A 17,970-nucleotide genomic window follows, 5' to 3' on the forward strand; every position below is an offset into this window, starting at 1 on the left:
CTGGTGGGGCGAATCAGGCCTGCGGCGGCGGGCGCCAGTCCTGCACCTTGCCATAGCGGAACGACGCGGGGCGCCGGCCATGGACAAGATCGAGGCAGAAGAAGGTCATGGGGCGGCAGACTATGCCCGAGGCCCCGCGCCAACAAGCACAAAACCGGCACCGCCTGCATTGCCTCCTGCCGCACGGCGTGCCACCCCTGCGCCTGATGGATCAAGCGCACGGCACGGCTGGCAGCCAGCAGGCGGATACCGCCCCCTTTCTCCCCACCCTGATCGGCATTGGCGCGGCGACGGCAGCAGCGCATATCGGCAACAATTTCACCACCTACCTTGTCGGCGGTCTGATGGACCGGTTCGGCTTCACGCCCTTTGCGATGGGCGCGTGGAACATGGCCGAGACCTTGAGCTATGCAGCGGCGATGTTCCTGGTCGCGCCGCGTGCGCGCGGGCTCGATGCGCGGGTGCTGGCGATGCTGGCCAGCGCGCTGGTGATCGCGGCGCAGGCCGGATCGGCGCTGACCGGGGCCTATGCGCTGCTCTTTGCCGGGCGGATCGGCACGGGGCTGGGCTTCGGCCTGATGAACAGCGCGCTCAATCTGGCGGCGGGGCGCACCGGCAATCCGGCGCGGTGGATCTCGCTCGGCATCGCGGTGCAGACCCTGCTCTACACCGGGATCGCGGTCTTCGTGCCGCTGATCGGGCGCGATCACGGCGCGGCGGGCATGTTCCTCGCGCTTGCCGGCGTTTCCGTGCTGTTCGGGCTCTGTGCGCTGCTGCTGCCGGGGGGCAGGGGCGCTGTGGACGCTGTGGCGGCCGGCCCGACGCGCATCGGGGCGGACGGCTGGCGCGTGCTGGCCGCAATGGCACTGTTCGCATTCGGATCGCTGGCGATCTGGCCGTTCATTGAGCGGACCGCGCACGCCATCGGCGTTCCGGCGACGCAGTTTGGCCTCTACCAGAGCGCCGCGGTCCTCGCGAGCGCGGTGGGCAATGCGGGCCTTGCCATGGTGATCGGCCGCCTGCCCCGCGCGTGGCCGCTGGCGGCGGCGCTCGGCGTCTGCGCGCTGATGTGCGGCCTGCTGACGACCGTGGGCAGCGCGGCGGCATTCGGCGCGGCGTTCGTGGCGTTCATGGTCAGCTGGTTCCTGACGTACCCGCTGCTGATCCGGCTGGCCTACGCGCAAGCCTCCGGCGAGCGGCTGGCTGTGATGACATCGGGCACCTGGCTGCTGGCGCAGAGCCTTGGCAGCCTTGCCGCAGGGGCGATGGCGCAGGGCTTTGGTGCCTATACGCTGATCGGGCCGGTCGGCGGGGTGATCTGCGCGCTGGCGATCTTTGCCGCGATGCCGGTGGCGATCCGGCTGGATAGGGAGGGAGCGCTCAACTCTCCGCGAACGTGAAGGGCTCGGGTGTCTTGCGGTAGTCGTCCGGCAGGATCTCGCGGCCGAGCGGCGGTTCGGCGCGGGCCGTGCAGGTGGCGCGGTTGCACAGGCGGCAGGTGACGCCGATGGGGGTGGCCGCCGGCTGTTCGCCGCGCGCGTAGACGAGCTTGGGTGCGTGTTCGGCGGTGCAGCCCAGCGCTATGGCGCGCAGCACGGCGGGCTTGCCGTGGCCCCCGCCGCCCGAGGTGACGGAGCGGGCGACGCTGAAGAAGCGCTCGCCGCCCGGGAGTTCGAGCCACTGGGTGAGGACTTCGCCGGGGCGGCGGAAGCAATCGTGCAGGCTCCACAAGGGGCAGCCGCCACCGTGGGCGGCGAAGGGGAAGCCCGCGCCGTCGAGCCGTTTGGAGACGTTGCCCGCCGCATCGACGCGGATGAAGAAGAAGGGCACGCGTTCCTGCCCGGGGCGGTTCAGAGTGGTGAGACGGTGCGCGACCTGTTCGAAGCTCGCGCCGAACTGGCCGGAGAGCGCCTCGATGTCATAGGCGCGGGCCTCGACTGCGCGCGCGAAGCGGTCGTAGGGCATGATGAGGGCCGCAGCACCATAGGCGGCAGCGGCGCGGCGGACGAGCTGCGCGGCGGTCTCGCTGGCGAAGCTGGCCCCGCGCACGAGGGCGGCGATTTCGGGGCGCAGCGCGGTGTAGGCGATGTGGAGCGCCATCTGCCAGCGGCGGGCCTGGGGGCCCAGCGTCTCGTCGATCAGGAGCTGTTCGGCGTGGCGGTCATAGCGCCTGAGCGCGTCCATCATGATCTCGGCCGGCATGAGGCGGACGCGCAGGCCCTGACTGCGCAAGTATTCGGCGAGGCCCCCTTCCTGCAAGCCGCCGAGCTTTTCGATCTCTTCGGCCAGCGCCTCCGCCTTGCTGTCGAGCGCGGGGAAGTAGTTGCGGCGCTGGGCGACGAAGCGGCGTGCTTCGGCTAGTGGATCGGCCTCGGTACTGCCGGTGCCGCGAAAAGACGCCAGCGCCTGCTGTTCGCGCATGTAGGCGGTGTGGAGGCGCAGCATGGCCTCGGTGATTCCCGGGTAGCTGGTGGCGACGTCGGCGACTTCGAGCGCGGGCAAGTCGATTTCCGCGAAGATCGGGTCCCTCAGTACATCGGCAAGGCGGCGGGCATAATCGTCGCGCTCGTCCGCCGCGAGGTCGCCGACGTCGAGCTTGTACGCCTTGGCGAGGCGGAGGAGGAGATCGGCGGTGAGCGGGCGCTGGTTGCGCTCCAGCAGCGCGATGTAACTGGGCGAGATCGCGAGATCATCTGCCATGACGGCCTGGGTGAGGCCGAGTTCGCGGCGCAGGCGCTTCAGGCGAGGGCCGAGGTAGAGCGGGCGCGATTCCATGGGTCTGTGTGGTCCAGTGCAGCCGGAGTAAGGCCTGTACAACTTTACAAGCATATTCTGTAAAGTTTGACAACATGACTGCGCCGCGGGTTTCGCAGGTGCGATGGCGGGTCTAGCTGGAGGTCATCAAGCCTATCCCCCAACGGAAGCGAGACTGACATGACCTACTCCCAGACCATCAACGAAGCCGCCAAGGCGATCGCGCCCAATGGCAAGCCCTGGGACGGGATCGACGCGGCTTCGGTGGCGCGCATGCGTCTGCAGAACCGCTTCCAGACCGGTCTCGACATCGCGAAGTACACCGCCAAGATCATGCGCGCCGACATGGCCGCCTATGATGCCGATCCGGCCAAGTACACGCAGTCGCTGGGCTGCTGGCACGGGTTCATCGGTCAGCAGAAGATGATCTCCATCAAGAAGCACTTCGGCACGACCAAGGGCCGCTACCTCTACCTTTCAGGCTGGATGGTTGCCGCCCTGCGCAGCGAGTTCGGCCCGCTGCCCGACCAGTCGATGCACGAGAAGACCAGCGTTCCGGCGCTGATCGAGGAGCTCTACACGTTCCTGCGTCAGGCCGATGCGCGCGAGCTGGGCATGCTGTTCCGCGAGCTCGACACCGCCAAGGCTGCCGGCGATGCGGTCGGCATTCACCGCACCCTGCACAAGATCGACGACTACCAAACCCACATCGTGCCGATCATCGCCGATATCGATGCCGGCTTCGGCAATGCCGAGGCGACCTATCTCCTCGCCAAGAAGTTCATCGAGGCGGGCGCCTGCTGCATCCAGATCGAGAACCAGGTCTCGGACGAAAAACAGTGCGGGCACCAGGACGGCAAGGTCACCGTGCCGCACGAGGACTTCCTCGCAAAGATCCGCGCGGTCCGTTACGCGTTCATGGAACTGGGCGTTGACGACGGCGTTATCGTGGCGCGTACCGACAGCCTTGGCGCCGGCCTCACCAAGCAGATCGCCTTCGTGAAGGAGCCGGGCGACCTCGGCGACCAGTACAACAGCTTCCTTGATTGCGACGAAGTCGATCCGGCGAACCTGGGCCACGGCCAGGTGCTGATCACCCGCGACGGCAAGCTGATGTCCCCCAAGCGCCTGCCTTCAAACCTCTTTCAGTTCCGCCCCGGTACGGGTGAGGATCGCTGCGTGCTCGACGGCATCACCAGCCTGCAGCACGGCGCGGATCTGCTCTGGATCGAGACCGAGAAGCCTCACATCGGCCAGATCGGCGGCATGGTCCGCCGCATCCGCGAAGTGATCCCGAACGCCAAGCTCGTCTACAACAACTCGCCGAGCTTCAACTGGACGCTCAACTTCCGCCAGCAGGTGTTCGATGCCTGGGCCGCCGAAGGCAAGGACCTGAGCGCCTATGACCGCGCCCGCCTGATGAGCGTGGACTATGACGGCACCGCGCTGGCCGACGAGGCCGACGAGCGCATCCGCACCTTCCAGCGCGATGCGGCGCGTGAGGCGGGTATCTTCCACCACCTGATCACGCTGCCGACCTATCACACCGCGGCGCTCAGCACCGACAATCTGGCTCGCGAATATTTCGGCGAGGCGGGCATGCTGGGTTACGTCAAGAACGTCCAGCGCGCCGAAATCCGCCAGGGCATCGCCTGCGTGAAGCACCAGAACATGGCCGGTTCGGACATCGGCGACGACCACAAGGAATACTTCGCCGGCGAGGCAGCCCTGAAGGCGGGCGGCGCGCATAACACCATGAACCAGTTCGCTGCGTAAGAGTTAGAGAGGAGCAAGGACAATGGCTGAACCGACGCGGGCCCGTGCGGTCCTTTCCACCGAAGATTTCAAGCTGATCCGCGAGGCGGTGCTGCACTACCTCAAGGTGATCGAGGACCAGCCGGAATCGGTGAAGTTCTCGCACCTCTACCACCGGCTCGGGAGCGCAATGGGCCGGTAAGGCCCATCCCGCGCCCCACACGACACTTTCCTGGGGAGGAAAGCTGGCCCGCCGTGCGACCGGATCGTGCGGCGGGCCTTTTTCGTCGGCGGTTCAAGGAAAACTTGGGCGGGCTTCAGAAATCCTGATGTGACAATACTCAACTCATTTAGTAGAGAAATTGCGTGCGCCGGGGATGCATCCTCTCCCCTCTCCCAAGTCCCCGGCGCACCGCGGCTTTTGATGGATGTCAGCTTGCTCCGCGTCACCAACGGCTAAAGCGCACGGACCGGGGCGACCTCGCCAGATTCGTGTTCCCATGATGGAGATGCGAATATGTCCGGACTTTCAAATCCACCCCGCCGTACCCGCAAGCCAGCGCCGCGCCGTGCTGCGGCCAACCTGCGCTTGCCGCATCCTTCGTGGCGGCTTTCCGGCGAGGCCGAGGCGGCCGGCGCCACCCTTTCGGCCGAAGACTTCTGGCAGAAGCTGGGCCTCTGACGCAGTGGCCAAGCCACGCTTTGGCATGGCCAAGATCGTCTCGCTGGCGATAGTCTATCATTTTGGTAGAATATCTTCGCCGACTCGGGAGCCTGCTTGTTCATGAAGACTGCCCTGATCATTCGCCATGTGCCGCGCGAAGGCGTTGCGGGGTTCCGCGCGCCGATCGAGGCGGCGGGCTATGTGATCGACCGGGTCGACGTGGATGATCAGGACTTCCACGCGCTCGACCTCGTCGCGCCCGATCTCGTCGTGATGATGGGCGGGCCGATGGGGGTCTACGAACGCGAGGCGCATCCGTGGATTTCGTGCCAGCTAAAATTGCTCGCGCGGCGGTTGGCGGCGGACCGGCCGACGCTGGGTGTGTGTTTCGGCGCGCAGATGATCGCGGCGGCGCTGGGGGCCGAAGTCTTTGCGGGGCCGGAGAAGGAGATCGGCTTCGGCCCGGTGACGGTGCATGATGCGGCGGGGCCGCTGCGCCATCTGGCCGAGGTGCCGGTGCTGCACTGGCACGGCGATACTTTCACCTTGCCCGAAGGCGCGGAGCTGCTGGCTTCGAGTTCGCTCTACGCGCACCAGGCCTTTCGGCGCGGGCACAACGTGCTGGCGCTGCAGTTCCATGCCGAAATGGGCGAGGACGAGCGCTTCGAGGACTGGATTGCGCAGGACAGCGACTATCTGGCCGCCGCCGGGCGCTGCCCGGATGCGCTGCGTTCGGATCATGCGGCGCATGGGCCGGGAGCAGTGGCGGCAGGGCGGGCGATGATCGCCGAGTGGCTGGCTGGGCTCGCGGCCTAGAGCCCCGCGCGCCATCGGCTGAGGCGCAGGACGGCGTCTTCCAGCATTGCGGGCGGCTTGCAGTGGCACAGGCGCACGATGGTGGTGGGGCCGCGATCACCTTCCCAGAGCGCGGATAGCGGGATCGAGGCGACGCCCGCCTCGCGCACGGCGCGTTCGCTGAAGGTGCGATCATCAAGCGCGATACCGCTCGCGGCGAGGTCGATGCAGGCGAACCACGTGGCGTTGCTCTCGAGCACGGCGAAACCGGCCGCCGCAAGGCCCTCTATCAGCACGATGCGCGAGGCGGACCATTCGGCGTGGAGCCCCTGGGTGATCGCCGGGTCGGCGAGGCCCTCGGCGGCGGCCCATTGCAGCATCGGCGGCGTGGTGAAGGTGAGGAACTGGTGCGCCTTGGCGAGCACCGCCGCGAGTGCGGCATCGCCGATCATCCAGCCGACCTTCCAGCCCGTCGCGCCGAAGATCTTGCCCGCCGAGCCGATCTTGATAGTGCGCTCCGCCATTCCCGGCTGCGCCATGAGCGAGCGGTGGACGCGGCCATCGAAGCGCACGGCTTCCCACACCTCGTCGCAGATGGCGACAAGATCGTGCTCGCAGGCGATGGCCGCGAGGAGGGCAAGCTCTTCGGGGCTGGCGACCGAGCCGGTGGGATTGAGCGGATCGTTGAGGATCAGCGCGCGGGTGCGGGGCGTGATCGCGGTGCGGATCGCGGTTTCGTCATAGTGCCAGCCGGGCGGGGCGAGCGGCACGAAGACCGGCACGCCGCCGGCGCGGCGGACCAGCGGGGCATAGGCATCGTAAGCCGGAGCGAACAGGAGCACTTCATCGCCGCCGCCGACGACGGCGAGGATCGCGGCGGCGATCGCCTCGGTCGCGCCCGAGGTGACGACAACCTGATCGCGGGTGAGGGCAAGGCCCTGTTCGCGGGCGTAGAAGGCCGAGACCGCGTCGCGCAGTTCAGGCACGCCCATGCTCGGCGGGTATTGCTGCGAGCGCGTTTCCATCGCGCGCAGGGCGGCGGCAGTGAGCGCGGCGGGCGGCGGGCTGTCGGGAAAGCCTTGCCCCAGATTGATCGCGCCGAGGCTGCGGGCGAGGCCCGACATGTGCTCGAACACGGTGACGGGCATTTCGGCGTAGATCGGATTGAGGTGAAGCTGGGTCATCGCGCGACACGCTAGCGCGCCCGGCGCTGCCCGCACGCAAAAAATTTTTCCTGCGCGGCTGACCCGGTTTCCGCCGCGCTGACGCCTTTGCTTTCTGAACAGGCCGCACGGGCCTGCGGGAGCGAAGGAGCCTTGCGCGATGACACTGGTGCGGATGAATGCCCTCGACCTGGGCGGCGGATACGACGTGCAGTTCGATGCAGGGACGAACAGCGATCTGCTGGTGCGCGCGGCCGAGGGCGGCAACTTCCTCTCGCGCCTGTCCGACGAGGGCGTGCGCACCACGCTTGCGGCGAACTACACCCAGGGCAACTACAATTACGGCGGGATCCAGCAGCTCACCGGTGGCGGCTGGGCGGTCTACGGCACGATTTACAGCGGCGGCGGCCGCGGGTTGATGATCCAGATGTACGATGCATCCGGCAAGCCCATTGGCACCGATATCCAGCCGATGCGGGAGCAGGGCGACGATCCGCTTTCGGGCACGGGTTACACCGTCACGCCGACCGCGAACGGCGGGTTTGCAGTGACCTACAGCTCGGACGCGTCCTCGAGCACGCAAGTGGCGCTCCATTATTCACAAGGCGGTGTGCCGCAGACCTACCAGCTCAATGAGGCGAGCGATGTACGCATCCGCTATTATGATGCGACCGGGAAGGCGTTGGGACCATCCAGCATCGCTTCGACCGACAGCGTCACGATCAACGGCGCTTCGACCAACCGGCAGGCCGACAACCAGTATATCCACGATAGCGACACGCTGACCGGTGGGCAGGTCGCCTACGTCTACTACGACCGCGTGCAGGTCGGGCAGGATGCGGCGGTGGGTGGCGGCATCCATGGGCAGGATACGCTCACCGTGCAGGTCTCGACCGGGAGCGGCGCACCGGGCACGCCGATCCGGGTCGACCAGATTCCCTTCTACACAGGCAATGGTGGCGGCGACCCCGGGGTCAACACGCTGGACAGCGGGACGGCCGCCAATGTCGTCAAGCTGCCGGCCGGCGGCTTTGCGGTGATCTGGTCGGAAAGCAGCTACGGCGGGCCGGGCAATGCGTTCGATGGCTGGGACGTCAAGATCCGCTATTTCGATGCGGCTGGCAACGCCACCACGGACGCGCTGACGTTCCTGACGCGCGGCACCGACCTCGGCAATGTCACCAAGTACATCTGGGCCGAGGCACTGCCCGACGGACGGATCGCAGTGGCCTGGCAGGACGGCCTCGCCGGGGTGAACGGCACGTCGGCGGTCGATGCCTATGCCGGGGTGCTGAGCGCGGGCGGGGCGACCTTTGCCGAGCACCAGCGGATCAATCCCGATGCGGCCGTGGCCACGCAGACTTTCAGCATTTACGACCTCGCCGTGCGCAGCGACGGCACCTTCGACGTGGCCTATACCGACGCACGGCCGCGGGACGATGGATCGGGCTTCAACCTCAACCACACCGTGATCGAGCGCTTCTCGCTGGGCACGGGCGTGACCGGCGAGACCTTTGGCGGCACGGCCGGCGACGATAGCCACAACGGCACGGCGGGCGACGATCTCATCACGGGGTGGGACGGCAATGACGTGCTGGGCGGCGCGGGCGGCAACGACCGGATCGAAGGCGGGCGCGGTGACGATACGCTCTCTGGCGGGAATGGCGCAGACGTCCTCGCCGGGGGCGAGGGCAACGACACGCTGCTGGGCGGCGCCGGGGCGGACCGGTTCTTTGGCGGCAACGGCACCGACACGGTCAGCTATGAGGGCAGCGGACGCGGCGTGGCAGCAAGCCTTGCAGTGCACGGCGCCAGCGGCGGCGATGCTGGCGGTGACACATTCAATGGCATCGAGAATCTCACCGGAACCGCCTATGCCGACACGCTGACCGGGGACGGCGGTGCCAACACGCTGACCGGCGGTGCGGGCAACGACCGGCTCGACGGACGCGGCGGTGTGGATACACTGATCGGCGGCAGCGGCAACGACCGCTACCTGATCGACGATGCCGGCGACACGGTGATCGAGGCACCCGGCGGGGGCAAGGATGTCGCTTATGTCGCGGCCAACAACTATGTGATGGCGGCGGGGCTGGAGCAGGTGGTGCTGACGGGCACGGCCTATACCGCGACGGGCAATGCCGAGGCGAACATCCTGCGTGCGGCGACCGGCGGCACCCATGTGCTCTATGGCATGGGCGGGAACGACATCCTCATCGGCGGGACCGGGGCCGACGTGCTCTATGGCGGCACCGGCAACGATGCCTACTACATCGACAATGCCGATGATCAGATCGGCGAGAGCGCGGGCGAGGGGAACGACGTCGTCGTGACGAAGGTCACCTACACCCTGCCGGGGCAGGTCGAGCGCATGGTGCTGGCCGGATCGGCTGCGATCAACGGCAAGGGCAACGAGCTGGTCAACAGCATTGCCGGCAACGCGGGCGCGAATCGGCTGGAAGGCATGGCCGGCAACGACCGGCTCGCGGGCGGCGGCGGGGACGATGTGCTGTCGGGCGGTGCGGGCCGCGATACGCTGATCGGCGGTGCGGGCGCGGACGCTTTCCGCTTTGCCGACTGGGGCGCGCAGGATGGCGGGTTCGACCAGATCGTCGACTTCGTGCACGGCACTGATCGGATCGAGATCCAGCGCTACTACTACGGCGCGGTCAAGACGGAGGCGGGGGCGCTGGGCGTGGCCGAGTTCACCGTGGGCACGGCCGCGACGACGGCGGACCACCGCTTCATCTACAACCAGAGCGAAGGCGTGCTCTATTACGACGCCGACGGCAGCGGGGCAGGCGCGAAGATCGCCTTGGCCCATCTGCAGGGCAATCCGGTGCTCGATGCCGGCGATATCGTGATGATCTGAGCGGTGGCCCGCGCCGGACCGGCGGTAAACATGGTTGCCATCGCGGCCCCCGCACGTCACCTCTTGCTGCGGCAAGGAGCGGCGGGGCGTGGGCGACGGGAACAGCGGGCACGAGGAAGCGGAGCCGACCGGAGCTGGACCGACGGGTGCTGGCCCGATGGCTGCTGGCCTGGCGGCCGCTGGTCCAACTTCATCCGGCGCGCGCGATGCCCTGCTCGCCTCGGTCTACGACGAGTTGCGGCAGGCGGCGGCGCGGCTGCTGCGGCGCGATGCGCCCTATCTCACCCTGCAGCCGACCGAACTGGTCAACGAGGCGGCGCTGCGGCTGATGAAGCTGGAGCGGATGAGCTTCGCCGACCGGCAGCACTTCTTCGCGACGGGCGCGCGGGTGCTGCGGCAGGCGATGATCGATGCGATCCGCGCGCGCCGGGCGCGCAAGCGGCAGGCACCGGATGTGGCGATCACGGCGCACGGCGAAGCGGCGATCGATATCGAGGCGCTCGATGCGGCGCTGGTGCGGCTGGAGGCGGCCTCGCCCGAGCTGGCACGGCTGGTCGAACTGCGCTTCTTCGCCGGGCTTTCAGTGCCCGAAATCGCGGCGCTGTGGCAGGAATCCGAAAGTACGGTGAAGCGGCGGTGGAAGGCGGCCCGGCTTTGGCTGGCGGCCGAACTCAAGGACTGATGGCGTGAGCGCCCAGGACGCCCGCGCGCTTGCCGTGGTCGAGGAGGCGCTGGGAATCGAAGATTCGGCCGCGCGCGCGGCGTTTGTGGCAGCGGCGTGCGGCGAGGACGCGGCCTTGCGCGCGCGGGTGGCGGAACTGCTCGCGCTGGAGGGCGGCGATGCCCCGTTCCTGCAGACCACCAGCTTTGCCCGCGCCTTCGGCCTGACGGACGTGATTGCCGAGCGGATCGGCCCCTGGCGCGTGACGGGCGAGATCGCGCGCGGCGGCATGGGGCAGGTGCTGCGCGCCGAGCGCGACGACGGACGCTTTGCCCAGACGGTGGCGATCAAGCTGATCCGCGCGGACCTGGCAAGCGCGGCAGGCCTTGCGCGCTTTGCCGAGGAGCGGCGGTTTCTGGCGCGGCTGCGGCATCCGGGGATCGTGCGCATCCTTGATGGCGGCGAATACGAGGACCGGCCCTGGCTGGCGATGGACCTGATCGAGGGCCTGCCGGTGACCGAGGCGCTGGAGCAGGCGAAGGCGGGGCGGGATACGAGGCTCGATGCGTTCGAGGCGATCTGCGAAGCCGTGGCACACGCCCACCGCAATCTGGTGATCCACGCCGATCTCAAGCCCAGCAATATCCTGATGGGCGCGGACGGGGCGGTCCATCTGCTCGACTTCGGGATCGCGCGGCTTGTCGGCGATCTGGCGGACGGGGCCGGTGTTTCGGCTCCGTCCCCGCTGACCAAGGGCTATGCCGCGCCCGAGCGCACCGGGGGCGCCGCGCCGACCGTGGCCAGCGACGTGTTCTCGCTCGGTATGCTGCTCGTGCAGATGCTGACAAGCCGGCTGGCCGACGGGACAGCGCCGGTCCTGCCCGGTTCTGTGCTGCCCGCCGGCTGGCTGGAGGGCGACCTTGCGGCGATCGCGGCCAAGGCCCTCGCGGTGGATCTGGCGGACCGCTACCCCGATGTGGCGGCGCTGCTTTCGGACCTGCGGCGGCACCGCGCCAGCCTGCCGGTGCTGGCACGTCTTTCCGGGCCCTGGCAGAACGCGCCCTGGGGCTATGTCGCGGGGCGGTTTGCCCGGCGGCATCGGCGCGGGCTGGCCCTGGCGGGGGCGGCGTTTGCGATGCTGGCCGCGACGAGCGTGGTGGCGAGCCTTTCGTGGTGGCGCGCGGAGCGGGTGCGGGCCGAGGCAGAGGCGCGCTTCGCCGATGCGCGCGGCGCAGCGAACACGATGCTCCACACTACCTTGCCCCGGCTGGAAAGCATGCCCGGCACGCTGCCCTTGCGCGCCGAAACCGCCGCGGCCGCGCAGGCCTATCTCGACCGGCTGGTGGCGAGCCCCGAAAGTTCCGAGGCGGTGCGGATCGAGGCGGCGGGAGGCCTGCTTCTCCTGGCACAGCATCTGGCCGGCGCAGGACGGCCCAATCTGGGCCAGCCGGACCGAGCCGATGCCGACCTCAGGCGTGCCGATGCGCTGCTGGCGCCGATCGCCTCAGCCCGCGCGCGGCAGTTGCGGGCGCGGGTGCTGCTCGAGCGGGTGCGGCTGGCCGCGTTCATGCAGGCCGACATCACGGCGGCAGAGGCATTGGCCAAAGAGGCTGATGCGCTGATTGCTGCGCTGCCGCCGGACCAGATGCTCGCGCGCAGCCGGGCGGCCGTGCTGGCGGAACTGCGCGGCTGGCAGGGCCGCTTTGCCGAGGAGGCGCAACTGGCCGACGCCGCGCTGGCGCTGATCCCGCCCGGCACGCGCTGGGACGACAGCCTTGATCGCAACCGCCTCATGGCCAGCAAGGCGGAGGCGCTCTATTATCAGGACAAGCCTGCCGAGGCGCTGCCGCTCTATAGCGCCGCGCTCGGAGAACTGCGGGCGCTGCGCCGACTTTATCCCGCGCACCCCTATCTGCCCGGCGCGGAAAGCGTGGCGGCGTGGAGCCTGGGCGTGACGCTGACCGAACTGAAACGTCCGGCCGAGGCGCTGGCGGTGCTGGACGGCGCGGAGGCGGCTGCGCGCGAGGCCCTGCGCCTCGATCCGGCCGATCATGAGGCACGCCGCCGCCTGCGTGTCGTGCGCAATGCCCATGCCCAGGCGCTGGGCCTGACGGGGCAGACCGATGCGGCGCTGGCGCTCCTCGCGCAGGTCAGGGCCGAGGACGAGGCGCTGCTTCAGGCCGAGCCCAGCCCGCTCCATTCGCGCGATCTGGTGTTCGATCATGCGCTGCTGGGCGAGACGCTCGACGTGGCGGGGCGCAAGACCGAGGCCTGCGTGGCCGACCGCGAGACGCTGCGACGCTATGACGATCTTGCCGCGCGCGGGCTGATCACCGGGCTCGACGCCAAGGCGAACATCGCGCTGCTGAAGCGGCGCGTGGCCCTGAACTGCAAGGCCTGAACAGCAGGGCCTGCACGGCAACAAAAGAATGCTGGCTGGGGCGGCAGGATTCGAACCTGCGGATGCCGGTACCAAAAACCGGTGCCTTACCACTTGGCGACGCCCCAGCGGGAACGCGCGCTTATAGCGGCGAGTGCATGAATGAAAAGGGGCGGATGGGGCAGGATTTCGCCCCATCCGCTTTAAAACTTAAAGCGTGCCTTCGGGCAGCGCCGCAAAATCGGCGGCGCTGTGGCGTTCGAGGATGCCCTTGTTGGTGTTGACGAGCCGGCCGCGCTTCGCACCCGGGCGCGCGTCGATCTCCGCCACCCAGCGGCCGACAGCCTCGTATTCGTGCATCGAAAGGAACGTCGCCGCATCGCCATAGGCTTCGCCGCGGTAGATGTTCCCCAGCCACGGATAGGCCGCCATATCGGCGATCGTGTAGTCGTCACCGGCGAGGAAGCGGGTCTTCTTCAGCTGGTTGTTGGCGACATCGAACAGGCGCTTGGTTTCCATGGAATAGCGATCGATCGCGTATTCGATCTTGAACGGCGCATAGGCGTAGAAGTGGCCGAAGCCGCCGCCCATGAAGGGGGCCGAGCCGACCTGCCAGAACAGCCACGAGAGCACCTCGGCGCGCGCCGGGCCGGAGGCGGGCAGGAACTGGCCGAACTTCTCCGCAAGGTGGACCAGCATCGCGCCCGATTCGAACAGGCGGAACGGCTCGGGCCCGCTCTTGTCGAGCATCGCGGGGATCTTGGAATTCGGGTTGAGATCGACAAAGCCGCTGCCGAACTGGTCGCCTTCGAAGATCTTGATCAGCCAGGCGTCATATTCGGCTTCCTTGATGCCGAGCTCGAGCAGCTCCTCGAGCATGATGGTGACCTTCTGGCCGTTGGGCGTGCCGAGCGAATAGAGCTGGAAGGGATGCTCGCCGACCGGAAGCTCCACGTCCTTCTGCGCGCCGGCGGTGGGGCGGTTGACGCCCGCAAAGGCCCCGCCATTGGCTTTGTCCCAGACCCAGACCTTGGGGGGCACGTATTCTTCGGACATGAGACTCTCCTTGGGGAAGGTTGGGTTTGGTCTGAGAGTGGCGCTGCCGGACGCGGTTGGCAAGGCGGCGAGGGGGTGCACATTTTGTTCGTCAGGTTAACGTTTTTCTATCGCCCGGCGAGTGCCTGCAATGCCGGGACCAGTTCGTCGAAGTGGCCGATCACCGCGTCTGCGCCGAGGTCTTCTGCCGGCAGATCGTTGAAGCCGAAGCGCACGGCGACCACGGGCAGGCCGGCGGCGCGGGCCGCGCCGACATCGAAGGTGGTATCGCCGACAAAGGCTGCCGCTCCGCCGCCGCAGCGCGCCACCATTTCGTGGAGCATGTCGGGCGCCGGCTTGGTGCGGCCGGGGCCCAGGGTGTCGCCGCCGATGATCGTGGCGAAGCGCGGCGTGAGGCCGAGTTCGCCAAACAGGCGGCGGGCCAGATCCTCGCGCTTGTTGGTGGCGATGGCGAGGTGGACGCCGCGCGCCGCGAGCGCTTCCAGCATGGCTTCGCCCCCGGGGAACAGCGCGGTATGGCGGGCGATGTTCTCGGCGTAGTAGCCCACCAGCACATCCTGCAGGGCGGCCACGTCGATGCCCGCATCCCCGCCGCTGTCCGCCAGCGCCGCGCGAAGCATCTGGCCGGTGCCACCGCCGATGAAGGTGCGGGCGCGCTCGATCGAGACGACAGGGCGGCCGATGTGGGTGAGCGCGTGGTTCAGGGCGTGGGCAAGGTCGGTCGCGGTATCGAGCAGGGTGCCGTCGAGGTCGAAGCCGACGATCTGGAAGGGAAAGTCCGTCATGCCCCGCTCCGTGGCGGCGCATTCTGGAAACTGCAAGGAAATGCTGGCAAGGAGCGCGCATCATGACTGAAACAGCCACTCCGCTCGCTCTCGTCGTCCTTGCCGCCGGCAAGGGCACCCGCATGAAAAGTGATCTGCACAAGGTGCTGCATCCCATCGCCGGGCGGCCGATGCTAATGCACTTGCTGGCCAGCGCCGATGCGCTGGAGCCGCAGCGCAAGGTGGTCGTGGTCGGCGCGGGGCGCGAACAGCTGGCGGCGGCGCTGGGCGATAGTGCGGAGCTGGCAGTGCAGGACCCGCAGCTGGGCACGGGCCATGCGGTGCAGCAGGCCGAGACTTCGCTGGCCGGGTTCAAGGGGGATGTGCTGATCCTCTATGGCGACGTGCCCTTCGTGCGCACCGAGACGATGCGCGCGATGCTGGAGCGGCTGCACGGGGATGACCGGCCGGCGGTGGTCGTGCTGGGCTTCGAACCCGAGGACGCGCTGCAATATGGCCGGGTGATCGCGCAGGGCGGCGTCGTGACGAAGATGGTCGAGCACAAGGATGCCAGCCCCGAGGAGCGCGCCTGCCGCCTGTGCAATTCGGGCCTCATGGCGGTGCGCGGTGATGACCTGTTCGGCCTGCTCGCGCGGGTGGGCAACGACAACGCGCAAGGCGAATACTACCTCACCGATATCGTCAACGTGGCGAACGGCGATGGCCGCGTCTGCGCCGTGGTGGTGACGGACGATCCGGACGAAGTGGCCGGCATCAACAGCCGCGCCGAACTCGCCGAAGCGGAAAGCCGCTGGCAGAAAAAGCGCCGACTTCAGGCGATGGCGGACGGCGCCAGCCTCGTCGCGCCGGAGACGGTGTGGTTCGCGTGGGATACCGTGCTGGGCCGCGATGTGACCGTTGAGCAGAACGTGGTGTTCGGCCCTGGCGTGACGGTGGCGGACAATGTGGTGATTCACGCCTTCTGCCACATCGAGGGTGCGCGGCTGGAAAGCGGCACTTCGGTAGGCCCCTTCGCCCGCCTGCGGCCGGGCGCGGTGCTGGAAGAGAAGGCGCGGGTCGGCAATTTCGTCGAGGTGAAGAACGCGGTGCTCCATGCCGGGGCCAAGGCCAACCACCTCACCTACCTCGGCGATGCCGACGTGGGCGCGGGCGCGAACATCGGCGCGGGCACGATCACCTGCAACTATGACGGCTACTTCAAGTATCGCACCGTGATCGGCGAGCGCGCCTTCATCGGTTCGAACTCTGCGCTGATCGCCCCGGTCAAGATCGGCGCGGACGCCATCGTCGCGGCGGGCAGCGCGGTCAGCCGCGACGTGGCGGATGGCGAACTGCGGCTGGTGCGCGCCGAGCAGTTGGTCAAGCCGGGCTGGGCCGACCGCTTCCACGATGCGATGAAGCGCAAGAAGGCCGAGCGGAAATGACCCTGATCGTCCTCGCCGGACCCGAACATCTCGATGGCTGGGCCAAGCTGCGCCATGCCTTGTGGGATGAGGAGCCGGTGGTGGCACACCGGGAAGAGGCAGAGGAGCAGCTGACCGTTCCGGAGCGGTTTCTCAATCTGGTGGCGCTGCACGACGGCGCGGTCGTTGGGTTTGCCGAGGCCTCGATCCGCCACGAATACGTGAACGGCTGCGAGGACTCTCCGGTACTCTTCCTCGAGGGCATTTTCGTCGCCCCCGAGGTGCGGCGACAGGGCCTTGCGCGGCGGCTGGTGGCGGCGGTGGCGGATTGGGGCCGGGCGCGGGGATGCCGCGAGTTTGCCTCCGACGCATGGCACGACGACCGGGACAGCCACGCCTTCCATCTGGCCGCCGGGTTTGCCGAGACCGAGCGGGTCGTCTATTTCCGGCAGGAACTCTGACGATGCCTATCGCCCAGATCAACGTCGCCCGCTTTCGCCGCGCGAAGGCCGATCCCGCCAACCAGCCCTTCATGGATGCGCTGGACCATGTGAACGCCAAGGCCGACCTGGCGGATGGCTTCATCTGGCGGCTGGTGGGCGAGGGCGATGCCAACGATGCCACCGCGATTCAAGCGGTGGCAGGGGACGCCGAGTTCATCGTCAACCTCTCGGTCTGGCGCGATGTGCCTGCGCTGGAAGCCTTCGCCTATCGGCAGGCCGATCACCGCGCGGTGCTCGCGCGGCGGGGCGAGTGGTTTGCGCCGATTGAGCCTTCGCTGGCGCTGTGGGAAGTGCCCGAGGGCCATATCCCGAGCGTGGTCGAGGCGCTCGACAAGCTGGCGCAGCTGGGCCGCGACGGGCCGAGCGCGGCTGTCTTCACCTTCCGCTGGTGGCGCGAGAACCGTCAGGGATAGTACCGCGCCGCAAACCGGTCGATGAAGGCGACGAGGTTCGGTGTCTGGCCGATGGCGCGGCGGACCTCGCTTTCGAACGGCGCCCGCCAGATGTTGACGAGCTGGGCATAGACGACGGCATCGGTCGAGCTGGGCTCGGCGCCGAAGAACCAGTCCTGCTCGCCGAGGATATCGGACAGCGCGTTCACGTCGCGGCGGCCGATGGCGGCAATTTCCGCGGCGCCGTGGATGCCCATGCCGTGGCCTTCGAGCTGCTTCTTCACGCCGCGCCGGGCGATGGGGCCAAGCACCCGGCGCAGCGGCACGGCAAGGCCGCCGAGCACGACATCGCGGAATTGCTGCCAATTGGCATCGTTCATCCAGCGATCATGGACCATCGTCCAGTAGAGGTTCTCGTCGATCAGCCGCTGGATCGCCACCGCCAGGCCGCGCTGCGCCGGCGTGAGGTGTGCATCGGGATCGACGCCGAACCGCTCGGCAAGGTGCGCGATGATGAAGGTCGAATCGCCGAGTTTCTGTCCGTCTTGTTCGATCCACGGTGCCTTGCCCTTGGGCCCTGCGAAAGGCGTGGCGACGGTCACGCTTTCGTGCTCGATCCCGGTCATTCGCAGCCAGGCATCGAGCTTGAGGCAGAAAGGGCTGACCGTGGGCAGCCCCCATGCTCCAGGCAGGTGATAGACCTTGAGTGTGCTCGCCATATCGGACGCCCCCAGTTTTCCGCATCGGCTGTACGGACTTGTTTACGCCTTGAGACTATCGCGGGCTC

16 protein-coding genes and 1 tRNA gene are annotated in these 17,970 nt (G+C 68.1%); 11 read left to right on the forward strand and 6 right to left on the reverse strand.

Going from position 1 to position 17,970, the window contains the following annotated elements; all coding sequences use genetic code 11:
- Positions 1-107: 107 nt before the first annotated feature.
- Positions 108-1,400: an MFS transporter gene (locus tag AQZ52_RS14675; RefSeq protein ID WP_240481682.1), complete on the forward strand. Its 1,293-nt coding sequence runs from the start codon at positions 108-110 to the stop codon at positions 1,398-1,400.
- On the opposite strand, the gene AQZ52_RS14680 is transcribed toward AQZ52_RS14675, so the two are convergent.
- Positions 1,381-2,775 carry a helix-turn-helix domain-containing protein gene (locus AQZ52_RS14680; RefSeq protein WP_067912575.1) on the reverse strand — a complete coding sequence of 465 codons (1,395 nt, stop codon included), beginning with the start codon at positions 2,773-2,775 and terminating at the stop codon, positions 1,381-1,383. The genes AQZ52_RS14675 and AQZ52_RS14680 overlap by 20 nt on opposite strands.
- A gap of 159 nt (positions 2,776-2,934) precedes the next feature.
- Between AQZ52_RS14680 and AQZ52_RS14685 the strand changes: the two genes are divergently transcribed.
- From AQZ52_RS14685 to AQZ52_RS14690, 4 genes are all read left to right on the forward strand, one after another.
- Positions 2,935-4,530, forward strand: a complete 1,596-nt coding sequence (locus AQZ52_RS14685) for an isocitrate lyase (RefSeq protein ID WP_067912578.1) — start codon at positions 2,935-2,937, stop codon at positions 4,528-4,530.
- 22 nt (positions 4,531-4,552) lie between these two features.
- Positions 4,553-4,711: a hypothetical protein gene (locus AQZ52_RS18770; RefSeq protein WP_169793754.1), complete on the forward strand. Its 159-nt coding sequence runs from the start codon at positions 4,553-4,555 to the stop codon at positions 4,709-4,711.
- A 315-nt stretch (positions 4,712-5,026) separates the two neighbouring features.
- Positions 5,027-5,191, forward strand: a complete 165-nt coding sequence (locus AQZ52_RS18600; RefSeq protein ID WP_156424971.1) for a hypothetical protein — start codon at positions 5,027-5,029, stop codon at positions 5,189-5,191.
- A gap of 102 nt (positions 5,192-5,293) precedes the next feature.
- Positions 5,294-5,989, forward strand: a complete 696-nt coding sequence (locus tag AQZ52_RS14690) for a glutamine amidotransferase (RefSeq protein ID WP_067912581.1) — start codon at positions 5,294-5,296, stop codon at positions 5,987-5,989.
- Here the strand turns inward: AQZ52_RS14690 and AQZ52_RS14695 are convergent.
- Positions 5,986-7,152: an aminotransferase gene (locus AQZ52_RS14695; protein ID WP_067912584.1), complete on the reverse strand. Its 1,167-nt coding sequence runs from the start codon at positions 7,150-7,152 to the stop codon at positions 5,986-5,988. The two genes, AQZ52_RS14690 and AQZ52_RS14695, sit on opposite strands and share 4 nt — an antisense overlap.
- Before the next feature lie 139 nt (positions 7,153-7,291).
- On the opposite strand from AQZ52_RS14695, the gene AQZ52_RS18605 reads away from it, so the two are divergent.
- The 3 genes from AQZ52_RS18605 to AQZ52_RS14710 all read left to right on the forward strand — a co-directional run bounded on the left by AQZ52_RS18605 (position 7,292) and on the right by AQZ52_RS14710 (position 13,065).
- Positions 7,292-10,003 carry a calcium-binding protein gene (locus AQZ52_RS18605; RefSeq protein WP_067912587.1) on the forward strand — a complete coding sequence of 904 codons (2,712 nt, stop codon included), beginning with the start codon at positions 7,292-7,294 and terminating at the stop codon, positions 10,001-10,003.
- Positions 10,004-10,091: 88 nt separating this feature from the next.
- Positions 10,092-10,685 (forward strand): ECF-type sigma factor, encoded by a 594-nt coding sequence (locus tag AQZ52_RS14705; RefSeq protein WP_067912590.1) that lies wholly within the window; start codon positions 10,092-10,094, stop codon positions 10,683-10,685.
- 4 nt (positions 10,686-10,689) lie between these two features.
- On the forward strand, positions 10,690-13,065 hold the full coding sequence (locus tag AQZ52_RS14710; protein WP_067912592.1) for a serine/threonine-protein kinase: 2,376 nt from the start codon (positions 10,690-10,692) through the stop codon (positions 13,063-13,065).
- A gap of 32 nt (positions 13,066-13,097) precedes the next feature.
- Here the strand turns inward: AQZ52_RS14710 and AQZ52_RS14715 are convergent.
- The 3 genes from AQZ52_RS14715 to AQZ52_RS14725 form a co-directional block, all read right to left on the reverse strand.
- Positions 13,098-13,172: transfer RNA gene (locus tag AQZ52_RS14715), tRNA-Gln, on the reverse strand.
- 82 nt (positions 13,173-13,254) lie between these two features.
- Positions 13,255-14,100, reverse strand: a complete 846-nt coding sequence (yghU, locus tag AQZ52_RS14720; RefSeq protein ID WP_067912595.1) for a glutathione-dependent disulfide-bond oxidoreductase — start codon at positions 14,098-14,100, stop codon at positions 13,255-13,257.
- Between the two features lie 107 nt (positions 14,101-14,207).
- Positions 14,208-14,885: an HAD-IA family hydrolase gene (locus AQZ52_RS14725; protein WP_067912598.1), complete on the reverse strand. Its 678-nt coding sequence runs from the start codon at positions 14,883-14,885 to the stop codon at positions 14,208-14,210.
- Positions 14,886-14,947: 62 nt separating this feature from the next.
- On the opposite strand from AQZ52_RS14725, the gene glmU reads away from it, so the two are divergent.
- Genes glmU through AQZ52_RS14740 form a run of 3 tightly spaced genes read left to right on the forward strand, consistent with a single transcriptional unit; the run spans position 14,948 to position 17,204 of the window.
- Entirely contained in the window at positions 14,948-16,309 is a 1,362-nt protein-coding gene (gene glmU, locus AQZ52_RS14730) for a bifunctional UDP-N-acetylglucosamine diphosphorylase/glucosamine-1-phosphate N-acetyltransferase GlmU (RefSeq protein ID WP_067912601.1), read from the forward strand.
- Positions 16,306-16,749 carry an aminoglycoside 6'-N-acetyltransferase gene (aac(6'), locus tag AQZ52_RS14735; RefSeq protein ID WP_067912604.1) on the forward strand — a complete coding sequence of 148 codons (444 nt, stop codon included), beginning with the start codon at positions 16,306-16,308 and terminating at the stop codon, positions 16,747-16,749. The genes glmU and aac(6') overlap by 4 nt, the downstream gene beginning before the upstream one ends.
- Before the next feature lie 2 nt (positions 16,750-16,751).
- Positions 16,752-17,204, forward strand: coding sequence for a DUF3291 domain-containing protein (locus AQZ52_RS14740; protein WP_067912607.1), 453 nt, complete (start codon positions 16,752-16,754; stop codon positions 17,202-17,204).
- Here the strand turns inward: AQZ52_RS14740 and AQZ52_RS14745 are convergent.
- Positions 17,195-17,902, reverse strand: a complete 708-nt coding sequence (locus AQZ52_RS14745; protein ID WP_067912610.1) for a glutathione S-transferase family protein — start codon at positions 17,900-17,902, stop codon at positions 17,195-17,197. The genes AQZ52_RS14740 and AQZ52_RS14745 overlap by 10 nt on opposite strands.
- Positions 17,903-17,970: the final 68 nt, after the last annotated feature.

The organism is Novosphingobium fuchskuhlense, from assembly GCF_001519075.1.
Taxonomy (GTDB): domain Bacteria; phylum Pseudomonadota; class Alphaproteobacteria; order Sphingomonadales; family Sphingomonadaceae; genus Novosphingobium; species Novosphingobium fuchskuhlense.